The organism is Rhizobium sp. BT03 (genome assembly GCF_030053155.1).
Lineage (GTDB): Bacteria > Pseudomonadota > Alphaproteobacteria > Rhizobiales > Rhizobiaceae > Rhizobium.
The window spans coordinates 192,134-219,029 of sequence record NZ_CP125641.1 but is presented as its reverse complement, the minus strand read 5'-3'; the positions used below and the strand labels follow the sequence as shown (position 1 = coordinate 219,029).

18 protein-coding genes are annotated in these 26,896 nt (G+C 62.2%); 8 read left to right on the top strand and 10 right to left on the bottom strand.

Annotated features, from left to right (window positions below; all coding sequences use genetic code 11):
• Nucleotides 1-66 precede the first annotated feature (66 nt).
• The gene (locus QMO80_RS22840) at nucleotides 67-1,242 is read left to right on the top strand and encodes an amino acid aminotransferase (protein ID WP_283200693.1); all 1,176 of its coding nucleotides are present in this window, start codon (nucleotides 67-69) and stop codon (nucleotides 1,240-1,242) included.
• On the top strand, nucleotides 1,239-2,867 hold the full coding sequence (locus QMO80_RS22835) for a thiamine pyrophosphate-dependent enzyme (protein ID WP_283200692.1): 1,629 nt from the start codon (nucleotides 1,239-1,241) through the stop codon (nucleotides 2,865-2,867). Before QMO80_RS22840 ends, QMO80_RS22835 begins: the two co-directional genes overlap by 4 nt.
• 6 nt (nucleotides 2,868-2,873) lie before the next feature.
• Here QMO80_RS22835 and glgB read toward each other — a convergent pair whose 3' ends face one another.
• The 3 genes from glgB to QMO80_RS22820 are packed head-to-tail and all read right to left on the bottom strand — an operon-like array spanning nucleotide 2,874 to nucleotide 11,590.
• On the bottom strand, nucleotides 2,874-5,084 hold the full coding sequence (gene glgB / locus QMO80_RS22830; protein ID WP_283200691.1) for a 1,4-alpha-glucan branching protein GlgB: 2,211 nt from the start codon (nucleotides 5,082-5,084) through the stop codon (nucleotides 2,874-2,876).
• Nucleotides 5,081-8,365: a maltose alpha-D-glucosyltransferase gene (gene treS, locus QMO80_RS22825; protein WP_283200690.1), complete on the bottom strand. Its 3,285-nt coding sequence runs from the start codon at nucleotides 8,363-8,365 to the stop codon at nucleotides 5,081-5,083. Before treS ends, glgB begins: the two co-directional genes overlap by 4 nt.
• On the bottom strand, nucleotides 8,366-11,590 hold the full coding sequence (locus QMO80_RS22820; RefSeq protein WP_283200689.1) for an alpha-1,4-glucan--maltose-1-phosphate maltosyltransferase: 3,225 nt from the start codon (nucleotides 11,588-11,590) through the stop codon (nucleotides 8,366-8,368).
• A gap of 241 nt (nucleotides 11,591-11,831) precedes the next feature.
• On the opposite strand from QMO80_RS22820, the gene QMO80_RS22815 reads away from it, so the two are divergent.
• From QMO80_RS22815 to QMO80_RS22795, 5 genes are all read left to right on the top strand, one after another.
• On the top strand, nucleotides 11,832-12,194 hold the full coding sequence (locus QMO80_RS22815; RefSeq protein WP_283200780.1) for a hypothetical protein: 363 nt from the start codon (nucleotides 11,832-11,834) through the stop codon (nucleotides 12,192-12,194).
• Between the two features lie 75 nt (nucleotides 12,195-12,269).
• Nucleotides 12,270-12,524 carry a hypothetical protein gene (locus QMO80_RS22810; protein WP_283200688.1) on the top strand — a complete coding sequence of 85 codons (255 nt, stop codon included), beginning with the start codon at nucleotides 12,270-12,272 and terminating at the stop codon, nucleotides 12,522-12,524.
• Entirely contained in the window at nucleotides 12,521-12,961 is a 441-nt protein-coding gene (locus QMO80_RS22805) for a hypothetical protein (RefSeq protein WP_283200687.1), read from the top strand. Before QMO80_RS22810 ends, QMO80_RS22805 begins: the two co-directional genes overlap by 4 nt.
• Before the next feature lie 81 nt (nucleotides 12,962-13,042).
• Nucleotides 13,043-13,924, top strand: a complete 882-nt coding sequence (locus QMO80_RS22800; RefSeq protein ID WP_283200686.1) for an MBL fold metallo-hydrolase — start codon at nucleotides 13,043-13,045, stop codon at nucleotides 13,922-13,924.
• A 26-nt stretch (nucleotides 13,925-13,950) separates the two neighbouring features.
• Nucleotides 13,951-14,724 carry a phosphotransferase enzyme family protein gene (locus QMO80_RS22795; protein ID WP_283200685.1) on the top strand — a complete coding sequence of 258 codons (774 nt, stop codon included), beginning with the start codon at nucleotides 13,951-13,953 and terminating at the stop codon, nucleotides 14,722-14,724.
• Here the strand turns inward: QMO80_RS22795 and QMO80_RS22790 are convergent.
• Nucleotides 14,721-15,764 carry a magnesium and cobalt transport protein CorA gene (locus tag QMO80_RS22790; protein WP_283200684.1) on the bottom strand — a complete coding sequence of 348 codons (1,044 nt, stop codon included), beginning with the start codon at nucleotides 15,762-15,764 and terminating at the stop codon, nucleotides 14,721-14,723. The two genes, QMO80_RS22795 and QMO80_RS22790, sit on opposite strands and share 4 nt — an antisense overlap.
• Before the next feature lie 156 nt (nucleotides 15,765-15,920).
• Nucleotides 15,921-16,631, bottom strand: coding sequence for a DUF4272 domain-containing protein (locus QMO80_RS22785; protein ID WP_283200683.1), 711 nt, complete (start codon nucleotides 16,629-16,631; stop codon nucleotides 15,921-15,923).
• 199 nt (nucleotides 16,632-16,830) lie between these two features.
• On the opposite strand from QMO80_RS22785, the gene QMO80_RS22780 reads away from it, so the two are divergent.
• Nucleotides 16,831-18,714, top strand: coding sequence for a methyl-accepting chemotaxis protein (locus tag QMO80_RS22780; RefSeq protein ID WP_283200682.1), 1,884 nt, complete (start codon nucleotides 16,831-16,833; stop codon nucleotides 18,712-18,714).
• Nucleotides 18,715-18,802: 88 nt separating this feature from the next.
• On the opposite strand, the gene QMO80_RS22775 is transcribed toward QMO80_RS22780, so the two are convergent.
• From QMO80_RS22775 to QMO80_RS22755, 5 genes are all read right to left on the bottom strand, one after another.
• The gene (locus QMO80_RS22775) at nucleotides 18,803-20,257 is read right to left on the bottom strand and encodes an NCS1 family nucleobase:cation symporter-1 (RefSeq protein WP_283200681.1); all 1,455 of its coding nucleotides are present in this window, start codon (nucleotides 20,255-20,257) and stop codon (nucleotides 18,803-18,805) included.
• Between the two features lie 144 nt (nucleotides 20,258-20,401).
• A complete protein-coding gene (locus QMO80_RS22770) occupies nucleotides 20,402-21,553 on the bottom strand; it encodes an alpha/beta hydrolase (RefSeq protein WP_283200680.1) in 1,152 nt (383 codons plus the stop codon).
• A gap of 72 nt (nucleotides 21,554-21,625) precedes the next feature.
• Nucleotides 21,626-24,697 carry an efflux RND transporter permease subunit gene (locus QMO80_RS22765; protein WP_283200679.1) on the bottom strand — a complete coding sequence of 1,024 codons (3,072 nt, stop codon included), beginning with the start codon at nucleotides 24,695-24,697 and terminating at the stop codon, nucleotides 21,626-21,628.
• Nucleotides 24,694-25,782: an efflux RND transporter periplasmic adaptor subunit gene (locus QMO80_RS22760; RefSeq protein WP_283200678.1), complete on the bottom strand. Its 1,089-nt coding sequence runs from the start codon at nucleotides 25,780-25,782 to the stop codon at nucleotides 24,694-24,696. Before QMO80_RS22760 ends, QMO80_RS22765 begins: the two co-directional genes overlap by 4 nt.
• Entirely contained in the window at nucleotides 25,779-26,852 is a 1,074-nt protein-coding gene (locus QMO80_RS22755; protein ID WP_283200677.1) for an efflux RND transporter periplasmic adaptor subunit, read from the bottom strand. The genes QMO80_RS22760 and QMO80_RS22755 overlap by 4 nt, the downstream gene beginning before the upstream one ends.
• Nucleotides 26,853-26,896 lie beyond the last annotated feature (44 nt).

Sequence of the window (26,896 nt, the reverse complement as noted above, 5' to 3'; positions counted from 1 at the left end):
ACAATCGCAGAAATTCGCCGCGAAACTTCAGTTAATCTCCAGCCATGGATAAACGGAGGTGGACCTGTGTTTGAAGAACTGAATAGCCGGCCGGCCGATAGCCTGCTTGCCCTCATCAAGGCCTTCCAGGCCGACCAACGCGCCGGAAAGATCGACCTCGGCGTCGGCGTCTATCGTGACGCCATGGGCCGCACGCCGGTCATGCGGGCCGTGAAGGCGGCGGAGCAATTTCTTCTGGAGACGCAGGACAGCAAAAAGTATCTCGGTCCGGAAGGCGATCTGCACTTCGTCCGCCTGCTGCAGCCGATCATTTTCGGGCAATCCCCGGCCTTCGGTGAGCGTCTTGTCGGCATCCAGACGCCGGGCGGCAGCGGCGCGCTGCGTCTCGGCGCGGAACTCATTCAGACGGCAAAGCCATCGGCGAAGGTTTTGCTGGGCACACCGAGCTGGCCGAACCACGCCCCGATCTTCGGTTCGGCGCGCCTCGCCGCAAAAGAATATCCCTTCGTCGATCTCGCCTCGCAGCAGGTGAAATTCGAAAGCGTGGTCGAGGCGCTGTCTTCCGCCAATGAAGGCGATGTCGTGCTCCTTCACGGCTGCTGCCACAACCCGACCGGCATCGATTTCACCATGGAAGAGTGGCGGCGGATTGCCGAACTGCTCGTTGCGCACAGGCTCGTGCCCTTCATCGATCTTGCCTATCAAGGGCTCGGCGACGGTCTCGAACAGGACGCCGCACCGACGCGGATGATCCTCGATGCGGTCGACGAGGCGCTGATCGCCTATTCCTGCGACAAGAATTTCGGTCTCTATCGCGAGCGTGTCGGCGCGCTCTACGTCATGACCCGCAATGCCGGCGACATCGGCAAGGCCGAGAGCAATATGGCCGCACTTGCCCGCGTGAACTGGTCGATGCCGCCCGATCATGGCGCCGCGATCGTCAGGACCATTCTCGAAAGCCCCGAAATGTCGGCAATGTGGCGCGCCGAACTCGAAGAGATGTGCGAGCGCGTCAACGGCAACCGTGCGGCACTCGCCGCCGCTGCGCCCGATCTCGCCTTCATCAGCCGGCAACGCGGCCTGTTCTCCAATCTCTCCATGTCCAAGGAAACGGCAGCAGCCCTTAGAGCCAAGCACGGCATCTACATGGCTGACTCCGGCCGTATGAACCTTGCCGGAATGCAGCCGGCCGATGCCGGCGCCATCGTCGCTGCACTTCGCGCTGAAGGTTGCTTGAAATGAGTGAGAAGGAAACGACCGGCCAGGCGATGACCCGTTCGCTCGTCGCCCATGGGATCGACACGGTGTTCGGCATCCCAGGCGCCCACATGTATGATTTCAACGATGCCCTTTACGGCGCCAGTGACAAGCTTCGCTTCATTCACACAAGGCATGAACAGGGCGCCGGCTACATGGCCTACGGCTATGCCAAGTCCACCGGCCGGATTGGTGCCTATACCGTTGTCCCCGGCCCCGGTGTTCTCAATTCCGGTGCCGCACTTTGCACCGCTTACGGCGCCAACGCGCCGATACTTTGCATCACCGGCAACATCATGTCCCACCTGATCGGGCAAGGCAGAGGGCAGTTGCACGAATTGCCCGATCAACTGGCGACGATGCGTGGGCTAACCAAGACGGCGGAACGCATCAATCATCCGTCCGAGGCCGGTCCCGTCATGGCGGAGGTCATCGGCAAGATGCTCTCCGGCCGCCAGGGTCCGGGAGCGGTCGAAGCCCCATGGGACGTGTTTGGCCAATCCGGCCCCGAAGTCGGTCTTCCCGTCGGCTCGCGAGCCCCTCACCCGGCTGTCAACTCCGATCAGATCGCTGCCGCAGCGGCACTGATATCCGGTGCCAGAAATCCGATGATCATGGTCGGTGGCGGTGCCGCGGATGCCGGCGCCGAGATCGCCGCTCTCGCGGAATTGCTGCAGTCGCCCGTCACCTCCCATCGTTCCGGCAAAGGCATCGTCGCCGACGATCATCCGAACTACCTGAATTTCGTCGCCGCTTATGAATACTGGAAGAAGGTCGACGTGCTGATCGGCATCGGCAGCCGGCTCGAATTGCAGTTCATGCGATGGAAGTGGCTTCCCAAGGGTCTCAAGGTGATCCGCATCGATATCGATCCGACCGAGATGGTCCGCCTCAAGCCTAGTGTCGGCATCGTCGCCGATGCCAAGGCCGGAACGCAGGCGCTGATCGATGCCCTGGCAGGCGCCAGCCACGAGGATCGCACCCGCGAATTTGTCGAGCTCAACAAAGAGGCCAGATCTCGTTTCTCTGAAGTCCAGCCGCAGCTCGCTTATCTCGATGCCATTCGCGAGGCTCTGCCAAGAGACGGCTTCTTCGTCGAGGAGGTCAGCCAGATGGGCTTCACTGCCCGCTTTGCCTTCCCGGTCTACGGCCCGCGTCAGTATGTGACATGCGGTTATCAGGACAATCTGGGTTTCGGCTTCAACACGGCTTTGGGCGTGAAGGTCGCCAATCCCGACAAAGCGGTTGTTTCCGTTTCCGGCGATGGCGGCTTCATGTTCGGCGTTCAGGAGCTTGCCACCGCCGTCCAGCACAAGATCAATGTCGTCGCCATCGTCTTCAACAATTCGGCCTATGGCAACGTGCTGCGCGACCAGAAGCAGGCGTATCAAGGCCGGTACTTTGGCTCGGACCTGACCAATCCGGATTTTGTCGCCCTCGGGGAAAGCTTCGGCGTCCGGTCATTCAGAGTGACGAGCCCCAGCGAACTCAAAGAGACGATCGAGAAAGCCCTTTCTCTCGATCAACCCGTGCTTATCGAGGTTCCAATCGAAAAAGGATCCGAGGCAAGCCCCTGGCCTTTCATTCATCCGGCTCCGCACGCCGAATGAAGCCCGTCAGGGCGACGGTCCCTTGAAGAAGACCGTCGCCAGCGGCGGCAGTGTCAGCGACAAGGAGACCGGCCTGCCATGGGCGGGGATGGGTTCGCTCGACACGGCGCCGTTGACGAGGCCGGAGCCGCCATATTCGCGGGCATCTGTCGTTATCCGCTCGATCCACACGCCATCATCGGGCACGCCGACCCTGTAGCCGTAACGCGGCACCGGCGTGAAATTCGAGACGACGAGGACGGAGGAAGAGCGGTCAGGGGCATAACGCAGCATGCCGAGAACGGAATTGACGGCGTCATCGGCAGCCGCCCATTCGAAGCCCTCAGGATGAAAATCGCCGAACTGCAAAGCCGGCTCGCCGCTGTAAAACGCGTTCAGGTCCTTCACCAGGCGCTGAATGCCGATATGCGCTGGCCGGTCCAGCACGTCCCAACTCACCGAAGCGTCATGGTTCCATTCGCCCGGCTGGGCGACTTCGCTTCCCATGAACAGCAGTTTCTTGCCGGGATGGCCCCACATGAAGGCGAGATAGCTGCGCAGATTGGCGAATTTCTGCCATTCGTCGCCCGGCATCTTCGTCAGCAGCGAGCCTTTGCCGTAGACCACCTCGTCATGGGAAATCGGCAGCATGAAACGCTCGGAATAGGCATAGATCATGCCGAAGGTCATCGTGCCGTGGTGATAGCTGCGATAGACTGGGTCCTTCTCGATATAGCTCAGGCTGTCATGCATCCAGCCCATGTTCCATTTGATGTCGAAGCCGAGCCCGCCCTCTTCAGGCGGCTTGGTGACACCGGGCCAGGCTGTCGATTCCTCGGCGATAACAATCGCATGCGGGCAGCGCTCGTGGATGATGCTGTTCAGGTGCTTGAAGAATTCCACCGCTTCCAGGTTCTCGCGGCCGCCATATCGATTGGGAATCCAGTCCCCCTCGTTGCGGCTGTAATCGCGATAGAGCATCGAGGCGACGGCATCGACGCGCAGCCCGTCGACATGGTAGCGCTCGAGCCATTCGAGCGCGCTGGCGATCAGGAAGCCCTTCACCTCGTTGCGGCCGAGATTGTAGATCAGCGTGTTCCAGTCGCGGTGAAAGCCTTCGCGCGGGTCCTGATGCTCGTAAAGCGGGCTGCCGTCGAAGCGGGCAAGCCCCCAGACATCGGTCGGGAAATGAGCCGGCACCCAATCGAGGATGACGCCGATGCCGGCGCCGTGGCAGCGGTCGACGAAATAGGCGAAATCCTCGGGCGTGCCGTAGCGGCCGGTCGGGGCGAAGAGGCCGAGCGGCTGGTAGCCCCAGGAACCGCCGAAGGGATGCTCCATGATCGGCAGCAGCTCGATATGGGTGAATCCCATCTCGCGTGCATAGGGAACGAGCCGCTGGCTGAGCTCGACCCAATCGAGCGACCGGTTGCCGTCCTTCTGATCGCGCAGCCAGGAGCCGGCATGCACCTCATAGACGGACACCGCGCCCTCCAGCCTTTCCTGCCGGGACCGGCCTCTCATCCAGGCATCGTCGGTCCAGCGAAATGGTGTCGACGAGGCGACGATCGAGGCGGTGGACGGGGCGGCTTCGCTGGCGCGCGCAACCGGATCGGCCTTCTGCGGCAGGCAGGTCCCATGCGCGTCGACGATTTCGAATTTATATCGTTCGCCGGGCGCCAGCCGGGGAACGAACAGCTCCCAGACGCCCGCCGATGGCCTCAGCCGCATCGGGTTCCGCCGCCCGTCCCAGGCATTGAAATCGCCGACCACCGAGACGCGGCGCGCATTCGGCGCCCAGACGGCGAAACGAACGCCCGGAACACCGTCCACCGACATCGCCACCGCGCCGAGCGTCCGGCTCAGGCTGTAATGGGTGCCTTCCGATATCAGGTGAAGGTCGAGCTCTCCGAGCAGCAGGCCGAAACTATAGGGATCCTCGATGACTTGCTCGCCATCCGGCCAGTGGATCCGCAGCCGGTATCCCATGCTCGAAGCCGTCGCCGCCGCAAACAGGCCGGAAGGGTGAGCGATGCTGAAAGGCGTCACCACCCTGCCGCTCGCCGCCTCGATGAGATCGACCCCGTCGGCGCCGGGCAGGTACACGCGCACGACCGTCATGCCGCCGGCCTCATGCGGACCGAGGATCGAGAAGGGATCGCCATGGCGCCCTTCGATCAGGGCCCAGAGCGCATCGTGTCCGATGCCTGAGAGAAGTTCCGAACGTTCGACATTCATGCATTGACCCCCGCTAAGCGCGATACGATTTCGGTAAGACCGGCGAGCGGGATCGGCAGCCACTTCGGCCTGTTGCGGGCTTCGTAGGCGATTTCATAGGCAGCCTTTTCGAGAAGAAAGGCGTCGAGAACCCGCCTGCGTTGATCGGCCGGCATGGCGAGTTCCCTGGAGGCCGAAACCGCCTGCCAATAGGCATCGAGGAAGGCCGCCTCGGCATTGCGCCCGAAACGGGCGATGGCCTCGCGGCGCACCTCGTTCTCATGTTCGGTGACCGCGTCATTGTCGAGCTGGGCGGTGGCGACGAGGTAGCTCAGCGACCGCAACAGCCCGGCGACATCACGCAGCGGAACCGTCTTGGCGCGGCGCTCGGCCAGATTTTTCGCCGGCTCGCCTTCGAAGTCGATGATGACGGCATCGCCCTCGCTGACCAGGATCTGGCCGAGATGGAAATCGCCATGCGTGCGCGTCATCAGCGTGCCGCGGGCGCTTTCCGCCAGCCGCCCGGCCAGCTCGACTAGTTCGGCGCGGCGCTCGACAAGTGGAGCGGCGAGCAGATCGACAGCGGGATCGGCATTCTCCTCGCGTTCGGCAAGCTTCGACATGGCAAAGGCGACCTCGCCCGCCACGGCCCTCCTGATTGCCTCCACCTCATCGTCGCCGGCAACGACAGGGCTGAAAGCCACATCCGCGCTCTCCCCGGCGAGTACCACATGCAATTCGCCCAATCGCATACCGACCATCGCGACGAAACTGATCAGCGACCGGAAGACGTCGTCGCCGGGTTCGACCGCCGGATCGGCCAGTACGAGCTCGTCGGCGGCGCGGCGCAGATTGTTGAGCATCCAGTTCCACGCGTCGCCCTGGTTGCGGATCGCGCCCTGGACGATGATCAAGGTCGAGCGGCGCCCGCTGGAATCGGTATGCGCGACTTCGCCGAGCAGCGGCGCGGTATGGTCGTAGCCGGCGCGAGTCAGAAACCGGGTCATCTCCACCTCGGGGTGGATGCCGGGGAAGATGTGCCGGATCAGCTTGATCATGGCGACGTCGCCGACGATCAGCGAACTGTTGGATTGCTCGGCCGACAGCCAGTGGACCGGCATGTCGTCGCTGACATCAAGCCGGTCGAGCCGCTCAGTGCCGAGAAATTCCAGCGTACCGGTGCGCCCGGTGATGCGCGAACGGTCGGCAAGTCCGCGCAGGATGCCGCGCGCCATCGGCTCCACGGCAAATCCATCCGTCAGGAAGCCGACCCGCCTGCCCTGGCGAACCCGCCCGAGCGCAAGCTGCTGGGTCAGCGCCGAAGGCTGCGCATCGTCCCAGGCGACCGTCAGAGGCAGCTGATAGGATTCGGTATGGTCAGGCAGCACCACCTCCAATTCGCCGAGAACGACACCGTCGGCATAGGGGATCGGCGTCGCCGAGATCAGCCGCGCCGCCTGCAGCGGCTGGTCTTTTGCCCCGAACCACCGCCGTCTCGCGAGATAGGCGGGCAGGATTTCGTTGCTGAGGACGCGCATATGCGCGGGTTCGTCGACGAGATCGAGCAGGCCGCGGCGCATGACCATCGTCACGAGGTCGGGCAACTGTTCGGGCGGCGCCGTGCGCCATGCCGGCGGATCGGCATCGGCCTCCAGCTGGAACCAGAAGAAACCGTAGGGCGGCATCGTCAGGAGATAGGTGAGCTGCCCGATCGGCGGAAAGGGCGACATGCCGGTCAGCTCGATCGGCACGCGGCCCTCGAAGGCCGAGAGGTCGAGCTCGACGGCCTGCGGCAGCCGCGAGAGATTGGCGACGCACATCAGCGTCTCGCCTTGATATTCCCTGAGATAAGCGAGGATCTTGCGGTTTTCAGGCGAGAGGAAACGCAGCGAGCCGCGCCCGAAGGCCGGATGCCGGCCGCGCAGCGCCAGCATCTTGCGCGTCCAGTTGAGAAGCGAATGCGCATCCGTGCTCTGCGCCTCGACGTTGACGGCCTCGAAGCCGTAGAGCGGATCGGCAATCGGCGGCAGGACGAGACGCGCCGGATCGGTGCGGGAGAATCCGCCGTTGCGGTCCGGCGACCATTGCATCGGTGTGCGCACCCCGTCCCGATCGCCGAGATAGATGTTGTCGCCCATGCCGATCTCGTCGCCGTAATAGATGACGGGCGTTCCCGGCATCGACAGAAGAAGCGCGTTCATCAGCTCGATGCGCCGGCGGTCGCGCTCCATCAGCGGCGCCAGCCGCCGCCGGATGCCGAGATTGATGCGGGCGCGTTTGTCGGAGGCATAGGTCTCCCAGAGATAGTCTCGCTCGGCGTCGGTCACCATTTCCAGCGTCAGTTCGTCGTGATTGCGCAGGAAGATCGCCCATTGGCAATTCTCGGGAATTTCAGGCGTCTGGCGCAGGATGTCGGTGATCGGGAACCGGTCCTCCTTGGCGATCGCCATGTACATGCGCGGCATCAGCGGGAAGTGGAAGGCCATATGGCATTCGTCGCCGTCGCCGAAATATTCACGCGTATCCTCCGGCCATTGATTGGCCTCGGCCAGCAGCATGACGCCGGGATGGGTGGCATCGAGGGCGGCGCGGATGCGCCTGAGGATGGCATGGGTCTCGGAAAGGTTCTCGTTGATTGTTCCCTCGCGCTCGACGAGATAGGGGATCGCGTCGAGACGGAAACCGTCGATGCCGGTTTCCAGCCAGAAGCGCATCACCTTCAGCAGTTCCTCCATGACGAGCGGGCTGTCGAAGTTGAGGTCCGGCTGGTGCGAATAGAAGCGATGCCAGTAATAGGCGCCGGCCACCGCATCCCATGTCCAGTTGGATTTCTCCGTGTCGAGAAAGATGATGCGCGTTTCCGGGAACTTCTGATCGGTATCCGACCAGACATAGAAATCCCGCTCCGGCGATCCCGCCGGCGCCTGGCGCGCCCTCTGGAACCAGGGATGCTGGTCGGAAGTGTGGTTGATGACGAGCTCGATGATGACGCGGATATTGCGCTGGTGGGCGGCGTCGACAAAGGCGCGGAAATCCTCCACCGTCCCGTAATCCGGGCTGACATTGCCATAGTCGGCAATGTCATAGCCGTCGTCACGGCGCGGCGAGGGAAAGAAAGGCAGCAGCCAGATGGCGTTGACGCCGAGCGCCGCGATATGATCGAGCTTGGCGTGCAGACCGGCAAAGTCGCCGACGCCGTCGCCATTGGCGTCGTAGAACGATTTGATATGCAACTGGTAGATGATCGCATCCTTGTACCACAGCAGCGGCTGGTGCGAGCCATCGGCATTCATCGTGTCCATTCATGCCTCCCTTGAGCGAATACGCCAGAGCGCATAGGGCAGGACGTGGGGATTGAGCCCGATGCTCTGCCATTTGCCGGTCCAGTTGAAACGATGCCCGCCGATCAGATCTTCGGCATCCAGCGTGCCGCCATCCCCGAGCGACCACTGCCAGAGCGGCAGCTCGACATCGCTTTGCTGGAAGTTGTGGGGATCGAGACTGATGGCGATCAGCAGGACGTTGTCACGCGCCTTGCTTGCCTTCTCGAAGAACAGGATATTGCCATTTCGTGCATTCAGCAGCGTCAGCCCGAGATGTGAATGCAGCGCGGTATTTTCAGTCCGGATGCGGTTGAGCATCCTGATTTCGGCGATGATATTGCCCGGCCGATCGTAGTCCCAGGCCCGAATCTCGTACTTCTCGCTGTCGGCATATTCTTTGCGCTTGGCATCTGGTCGCCCCTCGCAGAGTTCGAAACCATTATAGACGCCCCACAGGCCCGAAAGGGTAGCGGCAAGGGCTGCGCGGATCAGGAAGGCCGGGCGCGGCGCGTTCTGGAGGAAATCCGGATTGATATCATGGGTGTTGACGAAGAAATGCGGGCGGAAGAATTCCTTCGCCTCCGTCTCCGTCAGCTCGCGCATATATTGCTCGAGCTCCCATTTGGCATTGCGCCAGGTGAAATAGGTATAGGATTGGGAAAAACCGATCTTCGCCAGCCGGTACATCACCTTGGGCTTGGTGAAGGCTTCCGACAGGAAGACCACATCGGGATGACGCGCCCTGATATCGCCGATCAGCCACTCCCAGAACGGAAAGGGCTTGGTGTGCGGATTGTCGACGCGAAACAGCTTGACGCCCTGGTCGACCCATAGCTGGACGATATCCCTCAGCTCCACCCATAGCGAGGGCAGCGCGTCTTTCGTGTAGAAATCGACATTGACGATGTCCTCGTATTTCTTCGGCGGGTTTTCCGCATATTTGATCGTGCCGTCGGGACGCCAGTCGAACCAGCCGGGATGTTCCTTCAGCCAGGGGTGATCCGGCGACGCCTGGATGGCGAGATCGAGGGCGATCTCCAGCCCATGCCGGCTTGCCGCCTCGACCAGACGCCGGAAATCCTCGAATTCGCCGAGCTCGGGATGGATGGCATCGTGACCGCCCTCCTCGGAGCCGATCGCATAGGGGCTTCCCGGATCATCAGGCCCGGCTTTCAGGCTGTTGTTGCGGCCTTTCCGGTTGGTCGAACCGATCGGATGAATCGGCGGGAAATAGAGCACGTCGAAGCCCATGTCGCGGATGGCGGGCAATCTTGCGATCACGTCGTCGAACGTGCCGTGCCGGTCCGGATCACCGCTCTGCGAGCGCGGGAAAATCTGGTACCAGCTGGCAAAGGCCGCTGCCTTGCGTTCGGCATCGACGGCACTTGCCGTGGAGCGAAGCCGGAACGGCCGCCTGTCGGCCTTGTTCATCAGCTCCGATGTCCTGGGATCGAGCAGGATCGCCGTGCGCTCGGCATCCGACGCGTGTTCGAGGCGGTCGACCAGAGCTTCCAGATCGGCGCCCAGCGCCGCAGGCGCGGCAGCCTTTGCCGAACGGGCGAGGTTCAACCCTTCCTGCAGCTCCAGCTTCAGGTCCAGCCGGGCGTCGTTCTTCTTGGTCAGCTCGTAGCTGAAGATCGCAAACGGGTTTTTCCACGCCTCGACCGCGAACTCGTAACGTCCGGTGCGCTCCAGCAGAAATTCGGCGCGCCAGCGGTCGTTTTCGATCAGATGCATCTCCGTCTCGTTCCAGTCCGCCATGGCATCGAGCGGACGCCAGAGCAGGACCGCGGCGATCGGATCGTGGCCGTCGGCGAATATGTCGGCCTCGACGGTGACGATATCGCCGACTACCCGCTTGACCGGGAAACGCCCGCCGTCGACGCGCGGCATGATGTTTTCGATGGCAAGCCGCGGCGATGCAGCAGCCTGCGCGATCTCCAGGGCGGGCCTGGAGGTGATCGGCGCCGGCGCCTTGCCTTCGATGACCAGCGCCTCCCCTGCCCGCAGACGCAGAGCCGCGCCGTCGGCTGCGACTGGCAGAAAACCGGAGGCCGCTTCACGAAGTGCGGTCACCGGCGCCGGCGCGCTTTTCCGAAGGTCCCTGTTCAGCAGGATGAAGCGCACGTTGTCAGCGCTGCGCAGATCCTGCACCTCGGATTGCAGAAGTGCCGAGACCGGTCCATTGGCATTGCGGATCAGGCGCAGCGAAGAGGCAGGCGCATGCTCGACCCTGCCGATTTCGCTATTCGCAAGGCGGATTTCAGAGGAAAGATCGAAAGACAAATCGTGGCGCAGTCCCCGAAGACCCGACCTGTTCCCATGTGTCGGATCGAGCGGCGTGGCCGCGCCATATTCGAACCCCATGGGAACCATCAGTCCCCCACCGAGCGAAGCGGCAAGGCGCAAGGCTCTCACGGCGCGCCGTTCGAGGATCTCGCGGCTCTCGGTTCCGTGCGCGATACGCCGAGCGAATGGCGGCTCCGGAAACGCGACCTGCCAGCCGAGCGGCTGTTGCACACGATGCTCGTCGATGAACCATCTCTCGTCAAAATCCCACCAGGCCATCGACGAAAAGCAGCCGTCGAAACCCGTCCCCTTGATCCCGCCCCTCACCGCAAAATCGGTGCCGGGCGTCCAGGCGAGGAATCGCGCCTCGGTCTTTTCGCGCACCGCCGCAATCAGCGATTTGAAAAGCGTCGGTGCGGCGCGATCGATCCCAAGCATCCGGTAGCCGGAGAGACCGAGACTACTCAGCCGCTGCAGCCGTTCGGTCCATTCCGCCAACAGCTGCGATTGCCGTTCTGCCCCCATCGCCGTCATCGGCTCCGCCGGATCCAATGGCGAGCGCCTTGGATCGACGGGACGAAAGCCCGCCTGATCACGCGCCTTGCCGTCGAGCATCAGGTCCATCATCAAGGCGACGCCGCTCTTGCGGCCAGCCTCCGCCAGGCGCGCCATCCCATCCTCCACCCCGCTTCCGAGCGACAATTCAGGATCGAGACGATCGAAATCCCGGGAGGCAAACACGCTGCATTCACCGCCCCGGTCGAAGAGGGGCGCCGTCAGCACATGATCGAAGCCGGTATCCGCTGCATGGTCGAAAACCTCGCGCCATGCAGCGATGCCCTGGAGAAGGAGCGGATTGACGTAATAGATCCGGGGTGGGGTGCTCAACACACCCCCGTTCGCAGAAAATGACATTGGCCGCCGCCTCGAGTTGCTTTTCAGGCAAACTTCCTTTGACGGTTGTTGTTCCACCGGCACGGCCAATTCGCGGCTGTACGAAATCATCGGCCGCATCGGCGCCGGATCGGCAGGGCGCACTTCGTTCGAGCATTATAGCTCTCCCGTGAGACGATGAGACCTTGAGACTTCCAGCCGCATCCGGGTAGTCTTCCGTTGTCCAGGGAGGGTCAGTCAGTTGGCTGTTGAGCGCGCGTCCATGCTTCGATCGATACTCCTCGCCGCAACCCTTTCGGCCTGCGTCCTGTGCCTCACGTCCTGGAGCATCGAGACCGATCGCTCCACGGAGTACAAGAATGGCCTGTTCGAAATCCGCGAGGAGGCGAGGCGCTTCGTCGCGCAGGAGAACGCCAAAGGGCCGCAGCAATGGGACGTGCTGGAACCGAACGCGAAGGTGTTGGTTCCCCGATGCGCGGTCCCGCTCCGGGCACAATGGACGCCGAAGAGGCTCGGCCGCTCAGAACCCAGCGTGATGGTGATATGCGCAACCGCCGTGGCGAATGACGTGATGAGCCATTGGGATGTGCCTGTACCAGTGCGGCAGAAGCCAAAATCGAACTGACGATTCCAGTCATAACCGCCACATTGACAAATTGTGTAATTTACGTATTTTACACATATTGGCGGAGGGAAGAAAATGGCTCAAATATTGAGAGTCCCGGCGACTACATTCTCTCGGAGCTTCGCACGGTATCAGGATGAGGCGCTGAGCGAAAAGGTTATCGAAGTCACCAGCCATGGGCGGGTCATTGGCGGCTATCTTTCCGCAAGCGAGCTTGAACACTATAAGAGCCTGAAGCGCAGGGAGCGTGAAGTTCTCATCGTCGGAGAGCTGGACGAGGACACGATTTCGGACATTGAGAACGCTCAATACGGCATTGCGCCGAAGTGAAGTTTCCCGAACCCGCACCAGGCTTGGTGATCAGATATTCGTTTCTTTGGAAAGAGGACTACGACAAAGGAAAATACGAAGCGTCCAAGGACAGGCCTTGTGCGGTCGTTCTTGCAGCGAAGGTGAAAGAAACAACGGCGATCCAAGTTGTTGTCGTACCCATCACACACTCGCAGCCCGACGGCTCGGCATCGCTTGAGATACCTGCTGCAATCGCAAAATCACTTGGCCTGGATGGCGAACGGCATTGGCTGCGGCTGACTCAACTGAACCGCTTTATCTGGCCTGGTTATGATCTGCGCGCACGGCCCGATGATCCCAGCCGCGTCGATTACGGCTTCATCCCCGAGGCGTTCTTCAAGCAGCTTAAAGCGGCGATCATTGCGGAAAACAGCAGGAGGAGGCTCTCGTTCACACCACGGGACGGGCAGTCTTGAAGCGCTTCCTACGCTTCACCCCGGATCGAGATCTCGTATATCACGACGAAAATGCTCCGCTTGCAATAGAGGCAACCAAACATGGATGTATTGGTAGAATTGTCCTCCTATCCCGAACTTGACGATCGGATCGTGATCGTTCGGGCAGGGGACGAAGTCGATGCCGTGTTTGTGCGGACCGAGAGATTCAACGTCCTGATCGATACGCTCGGCACGCCCGAGCTATGCCGGATGGCGCTGAATCTGCTTGAAGAAAAGGCTGCGGATCGCCCGCTGATCGTCATCAATTCGCACATGGATTGGGATCACTTCTGGGGAAATGCCGCCGTTGCAGGGCGCGCTGCGATTATCGCGCATGCCGCAGCACTCGACCGCTTGCGCGCGCCCTCGGCGCAGCAGCTCCTCAGAGACAAGACAAGCCAGGAATCGCGGTTTCGGAATGTCGAACTCATCGGCCCCGATATCACCTTCTCCGGCTCGATGGTCCTCAACGGCGGCGATCTCACGCTCGAACTCATCCATACGCCCGGGCACACGCCCGACCATATCGCCATCTGGATTCCCGAACTGCGCATCTGCCTGGCCGTCGACGCGGTGGAATACCCTATCCCCGAAGTCTGGAGCAAAAGTGCCGAAGACCTTGGCCTGATCCGTTCATCGCTGCAGCGGATTCGTGACCTCGATGCGAGGCTGGTCATCCCCGCGCATGGCCAGACATCTTCGCCTTCGACGGTGAAGGCGAACCTTGCCTATTTCGAAGCCCTTGCCGATCGTATTGATCGGTTGAACGAAAGCCAGCTGACCGATGGGCAGCTCAGCCGTTCAAGCGGTTTCCGGCTTGAAGACTTCGTCGCCATCCCCGACGGGATGCCTGCGGATACGGCGACCTTCTACCGAAACTGCCATGAGACCAACCTTGGCGCCACCGTTCAGGCCCATATCGAAAAACGGAAATCCGCATAAAGGGGCGGCAGGTGGGAGGCGATGACGTGAAACCGTTGGAAGGCGGACGAACCGGGCAGATCTGGCGCAACGGCGATACCGTCGTCAGACCATCAGGCGCATGGACACCGACAGTGCACCGGTTTTTGCGGCATCTCCGGAGCCGAGGCTTTCCGGCGGCGCCGGAGCCGATCGGCATCACCGGGGAAAACCAGGAGATCGTCAGCTACGTCGCCGGGCGCGTCTGCGAAGACTTGGCGGATCCATTTGTCGGATCACAGACGTTGCTGCTGTCTGCGGCCAGGCTTCTGCGGGACTTTCATTCGGCATCTGAAGGGTTTCTGGCAACCGATCGCGAGGTCCAGACATGGATGCTGCCGCCGCAGGAACCGCGCGAGATCATCTGCCACGGAGATTATGCGCCTTACAATATCGCCACGGCAGAGCATGAAGCTGTCGGGATCATCGATTTCGACACCGCCCATCCCGCCCCGCGCCTGTGGGATCTGGCCTATGCGGTGTACCGCTGGGCGCCCTTGTCCGATCCCTCCCATCCCGGCGTGACATCAAGCCTCGACGAACAGCTGCGGCGGGCGGAAATCTTCTGCACGGCCTATGGCACGACGGCAGAAGAGCGGCACCAACTCCCGGAGATGATCTGCAGGCGGCTTCAGGCGCTCGTCAATTTCATGCAGGCAAGGGCCTCGGCCGGAGACGAGACCTTCGTGGAAGACGTGGCGGCAGGAGACGCCCGGCTGTATCTCGGCGATATCGACTACATCAGTCAGCATCGAGACCGACTGCTGAAATCGCTCCGCTAAAGCCACTTTTTCCGGCGGAAGAAGCCGAACAGACTGAGACACAGCACGGCGATGACGCCGAGCACGACGAAATAGCCATACTGGGTTTTCAGTTCCGGCATATCGCTGAAATTCATCCCGTAGATACCGGCGATCGCGGTGGGGACGGCGAGGATCGCCGCCCAGGCGGCGAGCTTGCGGGCAATCGCCGTCTGCTCGGTCTGGCCGATCATCACGCTCGCCTCGAAGGCGAAGGCCAGCACTTCGCGCAGCGCATCGATATCCTCCTGAACCCGGCGCACGTGATCGGTCACATCGCGAAACAGCGACTGCAGCGTCGGATCCATGCCGGGAAGATCGATATGCTCATATCGCCGGCAGACATCAACGAGCGGCACCACGGCATTGCGCAGCCGCAGAAGCTTGCGGCGCAGGAGGTAAAGCCGCTCGATATCGGCCTTTGCCAGCTGTTCGCGCAGCACCAGATCTTCGAGCTTCTCGACCTCCTCATGCACGACCTCGATGACCGGCATGTAATTGTCGACGATGAAATCGAGGATGGAATAGAGAATGTAATTCTCGCCGTGGGCCAGCGCCGCCGGCGTCGCCTCGCATCGCTGCCGCACCGCCAGATAAGAGGACGAATCCCCGTGACGAACCGAGACGACGTAACCGCGGCCGACGAACAAATGCGTTTCGCCGAAGATGATTTCGTCATCCTTCATATGGGCGGTCCGGGCGACGATGAACATTGCGTCCCCATAAATCTCCAGCTTCGGGCGCTGGTGGGGTTGTGCCGCGTCCTCGATCGCCAAGGCATGGAGATTGAACTCGGCCTGGACCTGATGCAGCAGCACTTCATCCGGCTCGTGCAGACCGATCCAGACGACGGCATTCTCCCGGCTGCGCCATTCGCCGGCCTCTTCTATCCTGATATCGCGAATGCGCTGCCCATGCTGATACACGGCGGCAGCCACGACACCCCGCCGCTCATGCGGCAGCGAGGCAGAGCCGCTGCCGGCCTGCGGGGAAACACTGTCCAGATCCTTCAGCCGTTCCAAATCCTGCCGTCCTCCCGCTCCCGCGCGGATCACGCCTCCGCAAGCAACGCCGGCCAGGCGTCGCGTCGATCATAATGCTATTTTGTAAAACATGCATCCGCCTCTATGCGAGGCTGAGTGGGCTTGCTCCGCCCCGGGGAGAGGCGGCAACCGATATCACGTGTCCGTGGAAATATCGTCCCAGTCCTGATCCATGTAGCCGATCAGCCAGTTGAGGGCGTAGTGCCATTCGTAGACCACGCCCTTGTCCAATCCGGCGGGTGGCTCTTCGCCCTTCAGCCTTGCGTTCACGGCCGCCCAATCATAGCGGTAGATCAGGTCGGCGGCGTCGAGCAGCTCTTTCTGCGGGCGCAGCCTGGCGCGGCGCATCAGCCCGTCCGTTCCCAGTTCGCGGAGCGTGTTCGCAATGAACGGTACATCGCAAATATGGTCGGGACGTTCGAGCTTCGGCGAAATCCCGAGCGCCCACAGCATCACGTGCACGCCTTCGTAACGCCAGGCGAAGTTCGTCCGGTCCTGATCAGAGGGATCGGGATCGTCCATGAACGCCTTTTCTTTCGGGGTGAAAAAACTTGCTGCGTCGAACTGCCGGATGAGAGCCTGCCCCATGTCGTGGTCGCCGGTCTCGCCTTTGACGGCAACGATCGCAAGCGCGATCGTGCGCTGCACGACGGCCTTCGTATTTCGGCGGGTACTCCGGCTCTCTGGCTCGACGGTCGGCAGATGATCGATCGTCGGCACGCCTTCCGATTGCAGCTGAGCGATGGAGCGGGCTTTGCGTGCCCCTGCCTCATCGGCGGCTTGCGAGACGGCTGCTTGCACCGGAATAATCAATGCAAGAAGGGCCGAAAATAGGCGCTTCATCATGTCTGGCTCCTCTCATCTCTTTGACGCATCGATAAACATTTCCAGCGCCATCGGGATATGTTTTGCGCAAAAGCGACGTCGGCTTCCCGAAGGGTGGTAAACGGCCTTTTACATATTGAGCAAATCGTTAAATTTTTTTCGATACAAAAGTCCCCAGCCAAGCCGGTATGAGGCCGGACCGTTCGATTGAGGACTTTCAATGCGTCGTCCAAACATTAAATCGAGTTTGCTGTTGATTTTCAGTGGCATAGCTCTTCTTTTCGGTCTCGTCGCCTATCTTGCCGTCGACGGTCTTCGAAACACGAACGGTTCCACCGAAGAAATCGCGACCCATTGGCTACCGAGCGTGCAGGCTTCGCAATCGATCAATCTGGCCATGACGAATTTGCGCCTCGCTTACCGCGATCACATCATCGCTCAGACGGAGGCGGAAAAGAAAACACGTGAAGAGGCCATCAAAGCCGCCGAGGATACGGTCGGCAAATCGGTGGAAACCTATCTTTCGCTGGCGTCGTCCGACCACGAGCGCGAACTGATCAAGACGATCAAGGAGAGCGTCGGCGGTTACATCGCCAGCAGCTCGCAGCTGCTCGCCCTTTCCCGCGCCAACAAGACCGAAGAGGCCGGGAAATATCTGGGCGGCGAGATGCGCACCTACTCAGATAAGCTCAAGGAAGCCACGACGACCCTGGTCGAATTGGACGTCAGCGGCAGCAACAAGGCTGCCGCCCTTAGCAAGGAAACCTTCGATTCCATCGAATTCTATCTGCTTGCCGCCATCAGTGTTGCCGGTTTGCTCGTTATCGGCGCCATCGCCTTCGTGCTGACGGGTATCGCCAATCCGATTACCGGCATCACCGCCGCGATGCGGCGGCTGGCCGACGGCGACACCGATGCGGAGATCCCGTTTGCCGACCGCGCCGACGAAATCGGATCGATGGCGGGAGCCGTCGAGATCTTCCGCCACGCCGCGATCACGAATAAGCGGATGGCACTGGACGCCGAGGAAAACCGCAACAGGGCGGAGGCCGATCGCGTGGCGGCCCAGAAGCAGGCGGAAGCCGACGCCTCCGAGCGGCTGCGCATCGCCACCTCGGGTCTTGCCGCCGGTCTGAAGCGGCTGGCCGCGGGCGACCTCGCCTTTCAGATCAACGAGACCTTCGCGCCCGACTTCGAGGCGCTGCGCCACGACTTCAACCAGTCCGTCACCCAGCTTAGCGCGACGCTCCGAGCGATTTCCGAAAGCATCGGCACGATCGATGAAGGTACGCGGGAGATCTCCTCCGGTGCGAGCGATCTGTCGAAGCGCACGGAGCAGCAGGCGGCCTCGCTCGAAGAGACGGCGGCAGCACTGGAAGAGATCACCGCAAACGTTGCGAACTCGAGCAAACGGACCGAGGAAACGCGCACGGTGGCCACCGAGGCAAATCGCAGCGCCGGCATCTCCGCGGAAGTCGTTTCCCATGCCGAAGAGGCGATGGAGCGCATCGAGACCTCGTCGCAGCAGATTTCCAACATCATCAGCGTCATCGACGAAATCGCGTTCCAGACCAATCTTCTCGCCCTCAATGCCGGCGTGGAAGCCGCACGTGCCGGCGAGGCCGGCAAGGGCTTCGCCGTCGTCGCCCAGGAAGTGCGCGAACTCGCCCAGCGCTCGGCAAGCGCTGCCAAGGAAATCAAGGGCCTGATCCAGAACTCTTCGAAAGAAGTTGAAAGCGGCGTCAAGCTGGTGCGCGATACAGGCCAGGCGCTGAAGACCATCGGCGGCTTCATCACCCAGATCAATCACCATATGGATTCGATCGCCACCTCTGCGAAAGAGCAGTCGATCGGTCTCAGCGAAGTCAACGTCGCGGTCAACCGGATGGACCAGACCACGCAGCAGAACGCGACCATGGTGCAACAGTCGACGGCGGCATCCGATTCACTCGCCCAGCAAGCCCAGACGCTTCGCGAGCTTGTCGCCCAGTTCCGGCTCGACGATACGGCGTCCAACCAGTCGTCAGCCCTTCGCTCGACCGCGAGAACGATGGCGCAGCCGGCAGCCCGTGCCGCCATCCATGCGGTTGCCGCACGCCGTTAAAAGACGGATGCGAACGGGCGGCCCCCTGCCCCCACCGCGTGGACAGACCAGATAGGAAGGCGCCCGGCATTGCCGGGCGCCTCTCATTTTATCGAGCCGCGAAGGCCGGGTTGCGCCGCGCGCCCATTCTCAGCACGAAATAGATCGCCCCGCCGATTCCGACGCCGAAGAACCAGCCATAGGTGCCCCACCAATCCGGCAGGATGCTGGTGAAGGTCGGCAAGATCGAGGAAAACAGCGCGCCGACCGCGAATGCGATGAAGGCATTGCCGTGCCATCCGTTCTGGAAGCGGAACTCGCCATTCTCGTGATAGAGCGCCTCGACGTTCAGCTGGCTCTTCCGGATAAGATAGTAGTCCACCATCATGATGCCGAAGATCGGCCCCATCGTCGACCCGATGAAGTTGACGAAATGCGCCGCACCCGTCTCCCAGGGAGCAAACGGATAAAGCACCAGCGCGATCAATGCGGCGATGTATCCGCCGCGTTTGAAGTTGATCTGGCGCGGGAAGACATTGGCGAAATCGAAGGCCGGCGAAACGAAATTCGCCACGACGTTGATGCCGAGCGTTGCGATCGCGAATGTCAGTGCCGCGAGCAGCGCCAGGAACCAGCTGTCGAATTTCGCCGATATCATCTCAGGATGCAGCAGGACCTCGCCATATACGGTGAAGGCAGCCGTGGTCGTGACGCCTGCGACGAGGCAGAACGCCAGGAGGTTGATCGGCAGCCCCCAGAGGTTCCCCTTGCGCAGCGCCTTTTCGCTCGTTGCGTAACGCGAGAAATCGCAGAAGTTCAGGTAAAGCGCTGCGAAATAGGTGATCCAGGTGGCAGCCACCGCGGCAAGTGCTGCGATCGAGCCGGGCTCGCCCGGCACACCGGCATCCTTGGTCTTCTCGATCAGCACGTCGCGCGGGATTTCCGAACCGAAGGAGAAGGTCCCGGATTTGACGACCAGATAGACGGCCAGGATCAGCATCATGATCCAGACGGCGGGGCCGGCCCAATCCTGGAACTTGCGAACCGTTTCCATTCCCCGCTGGATGATCAGCAGCTGCAGCGCCCAGACGATGACGTAGCAGATGAGTTCGAGGGTCGAGTGGCCGAGCAAGTGGCTGTTCTGATGGAAGGCGAGCAGGCTCTCGTTCCTGATCAGCAAGGCGACGATGGCACCGGATGCTGCGGCGGTCTGCGCGCCGTACCAGAAGCAGGCGACCACTGCCCGGACCAGGGCGGGAACGTTGGCGCCGAACGTGCCGAAGGAGGCGCGGGCCAGAACCGGAAAGGGCACGCCGGTGCGCACGCCCGCATTGCCGACCAGGCTCATCAGAAGAAAGATGACCAGCGAGCCGATGCCGATGGCGATGACGAAATTCACGAAGCTGCCGCACAGCAGGAACAGGCTCGCCGCCAGATAGTAGCCCCACAGACTGTGAACATCGGATGTCCAGACGTTAAAGATACTGAACGCACCCCATTTGCGCTCCTCGGCGGGTGCAAGGTCCTCGTTATATAACGAGGGAGACGGATTTCGTATGCTCATGAATGCCCTCCCATATCCCCAGTGGCCGACTCGGCCACGGACGGAAGTCTGCGCTTCATTTAGGCATCTGACAATTTAATAGTCACATTGTACACAATGTCGGTGGCTGCGCTGTACAGATCCTCCTGAGCGCGCCCGGGCTGATCAGTGCGCGCCGACGACACGCCCGGCCAGGCGAAACGGGCTTGCGACTGCGGCGCCGGCCGCATCGAAGACATAGGCGCCGACGTCGCCGGCGGATGAACGCTTGCCGTTTTCGAAGGAGGCGAGCTGCGCACCGAACTTGGCGAGCGATGCATAACGATCATGCCCCAGCCCGTCCGACGCCTGGATCGACGTGATGTCGATGACCCTGAGCCTTTCCTTCACGGCAGCCTCCTCGATGACGGGATCATTTATATCGAGACGCCCGACGCGCGGCCGCTCCCCGGCGATGAAGCTCGAGGCCACGAGCGCCCGGTCGTCCTTCGAGACAAGGAGAGAGATGGGGATCGGCATTGGCCCGATATCCTTCAGCTGAGACCGGAAGACATCGACGTCGATATCGGGAGCGGCGAGCACCACCGCCAGCTTGCCGACGACATCGTCGCGATGCTGCAGCTTGAGCTCGCGGACCGTTTCCATGACCAGGAACCCGCCCATGCTGTGTCCGAACAGGATGATGCGTTTGACCTTGCCGGAGCCCGAAAGCGATGTGACGAGGGAATCGAGCGCGCTGCGCGAGGCGAGCGCCGCATCGCGGTCGGCGACATAGCCGGCGACGGCTGCAGCCGAAGGCCAGGAAAACAGGATCGGAGCGCCCGGTAGTTTCGCATCCGCGGCGATCTGCGCCGTGCGATAGAGCGCCTCCTGATAACTATAGTTATAGCCATGCACGAAGATGCCGATGGTGCCGTCCAGCTGAACCGACCGAAGCGCCTCCTCTACGAAGGCATCCCTCGCAAGCTGCTTGCGGCCGATGACGGCAAATTGCCGTTCGGGATCCGGCCTAGAGGTGGGGTATGCGATCGTGATGCCCTTCCTGCCCGGAGGCACCGAAAACGCATATTGCTCATAGGTGAGGCTGTCGGCCCATGCGCTCCCGAAGCCGCCCCGCACGGTATCGGGGGTCCTGTTCGTCGCAGCCAGCACGCTCACCCGGTTCGAAACGGCTTCATCGGCACGAGCCTGCAGATGGACCGGCTTCAAGACATCGGGCGACGGTCTCGAGACGCAGCCCGTCAGTGTCGCCAGGCCGACCGCGATCAGCATGGCCGAAGCTATTTTCGCAAGCCCGTTTAAACGTCGTTGCTGCATCGAACGATCCCCTCGCAGGTCAAGGCGCGCAGCGGCCGCTTCGACCGCTGCGATGGCTGATGGAGTTCGTCCTCACGCTTCCGCCGCGACGTCGGCCTTGACGCCTTCATCCCTCGGGATCCTGAACCAGGCGACGTACAGCGCCGGCAGGAACAGCAGGGTGAGCGCGGTTCCCACAACGATGCCGCCCATCATGGCGTAGGCCATCGGCCCCCAGAAGATCTCGCGCGAGATCGGGATCAGCGCGAGGGTGGCAGCCGCGGCCGTCAGCATGATCGGCCGCATACGGTGCTCGGTCGCCTCGATGACCGCCTGCCAGGCCGCGACACCTTCGGCGCGCAGATGCTCGATCTGCACGACCAGGATGACCGAGTTGCGGATGAGGATGCCGATCAGCGCCAGCACGCCGAGGATCGCCACGAAGCCCATCGGCGCGTTGCTCAGCAGGAGCGCCGCGACCACGCCGATCAGCGCCGTCGGCGCCACCGCGAAGACCAGGAAGAGGCGGCTGAAGCTCTGCAGCTGGATCATCAGGATCGTCGCCATGATGAACAGCATCAGCGGAGCCACCGCCGCGATCGGCCCCTGGGCCTCGGCGCTCGATTCGACCGCGCCGCCCACTTCCACCTTGTATCCCACGGGCAGGGTCTTCTGGAATTCCTCGACCTTCGGCTTGAGCTGTTCGACGATCGTGGCCGGCTGCGTCGAGCCGATGACGGCCGCCTTGAGCGTGATGGTCGGCTGCCGGTCGCGACGCCAGATCGTCGGCTGCTCGAGCTCGTAACGGAAGTTCGCCACCGCCGAGAGCGGCACGACCTTGCCGTTGGAGGTCGAGAGTTGCAGGTTCTCAAGCGTTTGGATGGAGTCGCGCTCCGAAGCCCTCGCTCGCCCTATGACGTTGACCAGATAGATGTCGTCGCGGATCTGCGTGGCGGTGGAGCCTTCGACGATGCCGTTGAGAGCGGTGGCGATATCCTCCGAGGAGACGCCGAGCTGACGCGCCTTGTCCTGTAGCACATCAACCTTGACCACACGCGAGGGTTCGTTCCAGTCCAGCACCATGTTCGACAGCAACGGATGCGTGCCGACGACGCCTGCAAATTGCTGGGAGACATCCCGGACCTTCTGAATATCGGGGCCGCTGATGCGGTACTGGACCGGTTTGCCCACCGGCGGGCCGATATCGAGAAGCTTGACGAAAGCGTCGGTGCCGGGGAAGGTTTTCGTCAGATAATCCTGCAATTCGGCCCGCACCTTGTCGCGCACGTCGAGGCCTTTGGTGACGATCACCGTCTGTCCGAACGAAACGTCGGGTGTCTGCACGTCGAAGGAGAGGATAAAGCGCGGGGCGCCCTGGCCGACATAGGTCGTCCAGTGATCGATGTCCTTGTTGTCGGCCAGCATCTCCTTTTCGAACCTGGCCATCTGCCTGTTGGTCTCGGCAATCGAACTGTTGTGCGGCAGGTTCCAGTCGATGATCAGCTCGGGCCTGTCGGAATTGGGGAAGAACTGCTGCTGCACCAGCCCCATGCCGCCGATCGAGAGGCCGAAGACGCCGACCGTCAGGATGATGGTGATCCAGCGCCAGCGCATCGCCAGCCCCAGAAGCCAGGAGAAGACGGCAGCAAAGCGGCCCTTCTTTTCGTGATGCGATTTCATCGTCTTCGGCAGGATGGTGACGCCGAGAAGCGGCGTGAACAGCACCGCCACGACCCAGGAAACGACCAGCGAAACCGCGATGACCACGAAAAGCGTGAAAGTGAATTCGCCGGCGGCGCTGTTGTTGAGACCGACGGGAATGAAGCCGGCAACGGTGACCAGCGTTCCCGTCAGCATCGGAAAGGCGGTCGAGGTATAGACGTAGGTCGCAGCTTTCCTCAGATCGTCCCCCGCCTCCAGGCGGGCCACCATCATTTCGACGGCGATCATGGCGTCGTCGACGAGCAGCCCGAGCGCGATGATGAGCGCGCCGAGCGAGATGCGCTGCAGCGAGATGCCGGAATATTCCATCACCACGAAGGTGATCGCCAGCACGAGCGGTATGGAGATCGCCACCACCATGCCGGCGCGAAGGCCGAGACTGATGAAGCTGATGACGAGCACGATGACGATCGCTTCGAAGAGCGCGCGCGTAAAGCCCGAAACCGCTTCATCGACGACCTGCGGCTGGTCGGAAACGCGGTGGACATCCACACCGACAGGAAGATCGGCGACGACGCGTTTCATCTGCGCATCGAGCCCCTCGCCGAACTGCAGCAGATTGGCGCCCTGCTTCATGCCGATCGCAAGCCCGATCGCCGGCTGGCCGTTGAACCGGAACAGCGCCGACGGCGGATCGACATAACCGCGCTTGATCGTGGCGACATCGGTCAGCGGGAAGAAACGGTCGTTGATGCGAAGGTTGATCGACCGCAGACTTTCCTCGGAGGTGAACTGTCCGCTGACCCGCAAGGCGATGCGCTCCGGCCCGGCATCGACGAAGCCGGACTGCGTCACGGCATTCTGCGCCTGCAGGGTCTGGATGACCGATTGCTGGTCGATGCCGAGGGCTGCGATCTGGCGGGTGGAGAATTCGAGATAGATCGCCTCGTCCTGCGCGCCGACCACGTCGACCTTGCCGACATTGGGCACGGTCAGAACCTCCGAACGGGCGTCTTCCACGAGATCGCGGAGTTGGCGCTGGGTCAGGCCGTCGCTCGTGAAGGCGTAGATGTTTCCGAACACGTCGCCGAAGCGATCGTTATAGAAGGGACCGACCACACCGGTCGGAAAATCACCCTTGATATCGGCGATCATGTTGCGGATGCGCAGCCAGGTCGGTGCGACATCCCTTGCCTTGGTGGTCGGCAGCAGCTCGACGAAGACGGTCGTCTGGCCGGCCACGGTCTCGCTCTTGGTATAATCGAGCGATTCCAGTTCCTGGAGCTTCTTCTCGATCCGGTCGGTCACCTGCCGCGTCACCTCATCGGCCGAAGCGCCGGGCCACTGCGCGGTGATCACCATCGTCTTGATCGTGAAGTTCGGGTCTTCCTCGCGGCCGAGGTTCAAATAGGAGAAGGCGCCTGCGAGAATGAAGACGATCATGAAGTACCAGACGAGCGAACGGTGTTCGAGCGCCCAGTCGGAAAGGTTGAAGGACTTCACTGGCTGATCTCCTGGTCGATCCTGATGGCCTGGCCATCCTCAAGTTTATGCACGCCGGCCACGGCCACCCTGTCTCCCGGTGCGAGCCCTTCGGTGACGCGGACGGTGCCGCCCTCGACCACGTCGCCGTCGATCTTCACGCGGCGGAGCGAGACTTTCTTGCCGGGCACGTCGACGGTCCAGACGCTCGGGCCGTCGGTGCCGGCAAGGATTGCGGAAGACGGCAGCACGATCTCAGGATCGGCGGCGATGGTGGCCGAGGCGGATATCACGGCGCCCAGCCTGAAGGCTTCAGGCGGATCGCTCAGGGCAATCTTGGTCCTGCTCGTGCGTGTGGCCGTCTCGGCCTCCGGCGCGATCTCCCGCACCACGCCTGACGTGCGAATTGAGGGATCGAGCTGCAGCGTCACCTCGAAGGGCGCGCCGATCTTCAGCTTCTGGGCAGCGCCCTGCGGCACGTCGACCACGGCGTCGCGCTTGTCCGGCCGCGCGATGGTGACGACCGTCTGGCCAGCCGAGACGACCTGCCCGACCTCGGCCGAGGTCGCCGTCACTACCCCGTCGAACTCCGCGCCAAGCTGGGCATAACCGAGCTGCTCCTTGGCCTTGTCGAGATTGGCCTGCGCCTTGGCGACGGCAGCGGCGGCCGTTCGTCTCGCCTGCTCGGCCTCTTCGAGCGAGGCCTCGGTGCCGGAGCGCGACTCCAGCAGCGCGCGCTGGCGCTGTTCGGTGGTCACCGCGTTCCTGAGCTGGGCGTCGCTGTTTTCCACGTCGGACTGGGCGTTGCGTACCGCAAGCTCCAGCGCCAGCGGATCGATGGCGGCAACCACGTCACCCTTCTTGACGACATCTCCGACATTGACGTTGCGGGCGATCATTCGCCCGAGAATCCGGAAGCCGAGTTCGGTCTCGATCGTCGGCTCGATCGTGCCGGTCAGGCTGAGGCTCGAAGCGGGCGTCTGCTTGACGGTCATCGACAGCACCGGACGAGGCGCTTCTTCCCCGCTCTCTTCTGCCTTCGGCGCGCAAGAGGAGACCAGGGCCGTGCCCACCATCAGTGCGACTATCTTGAGACGAATACTCACTTGGAAGCTTCCTTGACATAAGACACGATTTCACCGGGCCTGAGGAACTTGGTCCCGTCGGTCACCACGGTCTCTCCTGCGGAGACGCCCGATTTCACGATAAAGCTGCCGGTCTCGTAACCGGCAACGTCGACCGCCCTGACCGAAACTGCCAACGATGCGGGATCGACGATCCAGACGGCTGGTTTGCCATCCTTGGAGGTCATGGCCGACCAGGGCAGCTGGATGACGTCCTGCGCGACGTAGGTGAACCGCCCGACGACGGGAGCGCCCAGCGGAATCGGAGCGTCGCTCGAGATCGCGACCTTGACCTTGACGGTGCCGGTGGAGGAATCGATCGTCGGCGAAATCTCGCGAACCTTCGCCGTGATCTTTTGCGTCGGGTCCGACAGGAGGGCGACGGTCCCGTCGCCGTCGATCGGGCGCAGGAACGCGCTTTCGACCACCTCGAAGACGGCGTCCCGGCCGCCGTCATGGGCAAGGGTGAAGACGACCTGCGCCGCCTGCGCCACCTGCCCGACCTCCGCATTACGGGCGGTGATCACCCCATCGGCGTCCGCCTTCAGCTCCGTGTAGGAGAGGGTGTCCTGAGCGGTTTCCAGCAGCGCCTGCGCCGACTTCGCCGATGCCTGGGCTGTCAAAAGCGCTTCCTGCGCCTGATCGAGCGCGGCCCGCGTCGTCACCTGCGTTCGAAACAGGCTCTGCTGGCGGTCGAATGCGAGCTGCGCCTGGGTTTGCTGCGCCTCCGCGGACTGAAGATTGGCGGCGGCGACGTCGAGGTCGGCTTTCTGCTCTTCCGGATCGATGCGCGCCAGGACCTGTCCCGCCTTCACGGACTGCCCGACCTCCACCAGCCGCTCGACGATCTTGCCGCTGACGCGGAAGGACAGATCGGTCTGGATACGGGCCCGGACTTCTCCGGTGAGCGCGCCGCCCCGGGCCAGCGGCTCGGACTTGGCCACGACGACGCCGACCTGCCGCGGGGTCGGCTCTGTCGGGCCGCTCGAATCGCTGCATGATCCGAGACCGATGGCGCATACGATCGCAGTGGCGATCAGAATGGTTCTCATAGTTGACCTCTTGCTCTCAACGGCAGCTGCTATATAATTGACTG

Bases quoted from the DNA above. Each gene is read 5' to 3' on its own strand.
- QMO80_RS22835 (WP_283200692.1), top strand. From the start codon at position 1,239: ATGAGTGAGAAGGAAACGACCGGCCAGGCGATGACCCGTTCGCTCGTC.
- glgB (WP_283200691.1), bottom strand. From the start codon at position 5,084: ATGAATGTCGAACGTTCGGAACTTCTCTCAGGCATCGGACACGATGCG.
- treS (WP_283200690.1), bottom strand. From the start codon at position 8,365: ATGGACACGATGAATGCCGATGGCTCGCACCAGCCGCTGCTGTGGTAC.
- QMO80_RS22820 (WP_283200689.1), bottom strand. From the start codon at position 11,590: ATGTCATTTTCTGCGAACGGGGGTGTGTTGAGCACCCCACCCCGGATC.
- QMO80_RS22815 (WP_283200780.1), top strand. From the start codon at position 11,832: ATGCTTCGATCGATACTCCTCGCCGCAACCCTTTCGGCCTGCGTCCTG.
- QMO80_RS22810 (WP_283200688.1), top strand. From the start codon at position 12,270: ATGGCTCAAATATTGAGAGTCCCGGCGACTACATTCTCTCGGAGCTTC.
- QMO80_RS22800 (WP_283200686.1), top strand. From the start codon at position 13,043: ATGGATGTATTGGTAGAATTGTCCTCCTATCCCGAACTTGACGATCGG.
- QMO80_RS22785 (WP_283200683.1), bottom strand. From the start codon at position 16,631: ATGATGAAGCGCCTATTTTCGGCCCTTCTTGCATTGATTATTCCGGTG.
- QMO80_RS22780 (WP_283200682.1), top strand. From the start codon at position 16,831: ATGCGTCGTCCAAACATTAAATCGAGTTTGCTGTTGATTTTCAGTGGC.
- QMO80_RS22775 (WP_283200681.1), bottom strand. From the start codon at position 20,257: ATGAGCATACGAAATCCGTCTCCCTCGTTATATAACGAGGACCTTGCA.
- QMO80_RS22770 (WP_283200680.1), bottom strand. From the start codon at position 21,553: ATGCAGCAACGACGTTTAAACGGGCTTGCGAAAATAGCTTCGGCCATG.
- QMO80_RS22755 (WP_283200677.1), bottom strand. From the start codon at position 26,852: ATGAGAACCATTCTGATCGCCACTGCGATCGTATGCGCCATCGGTCTC.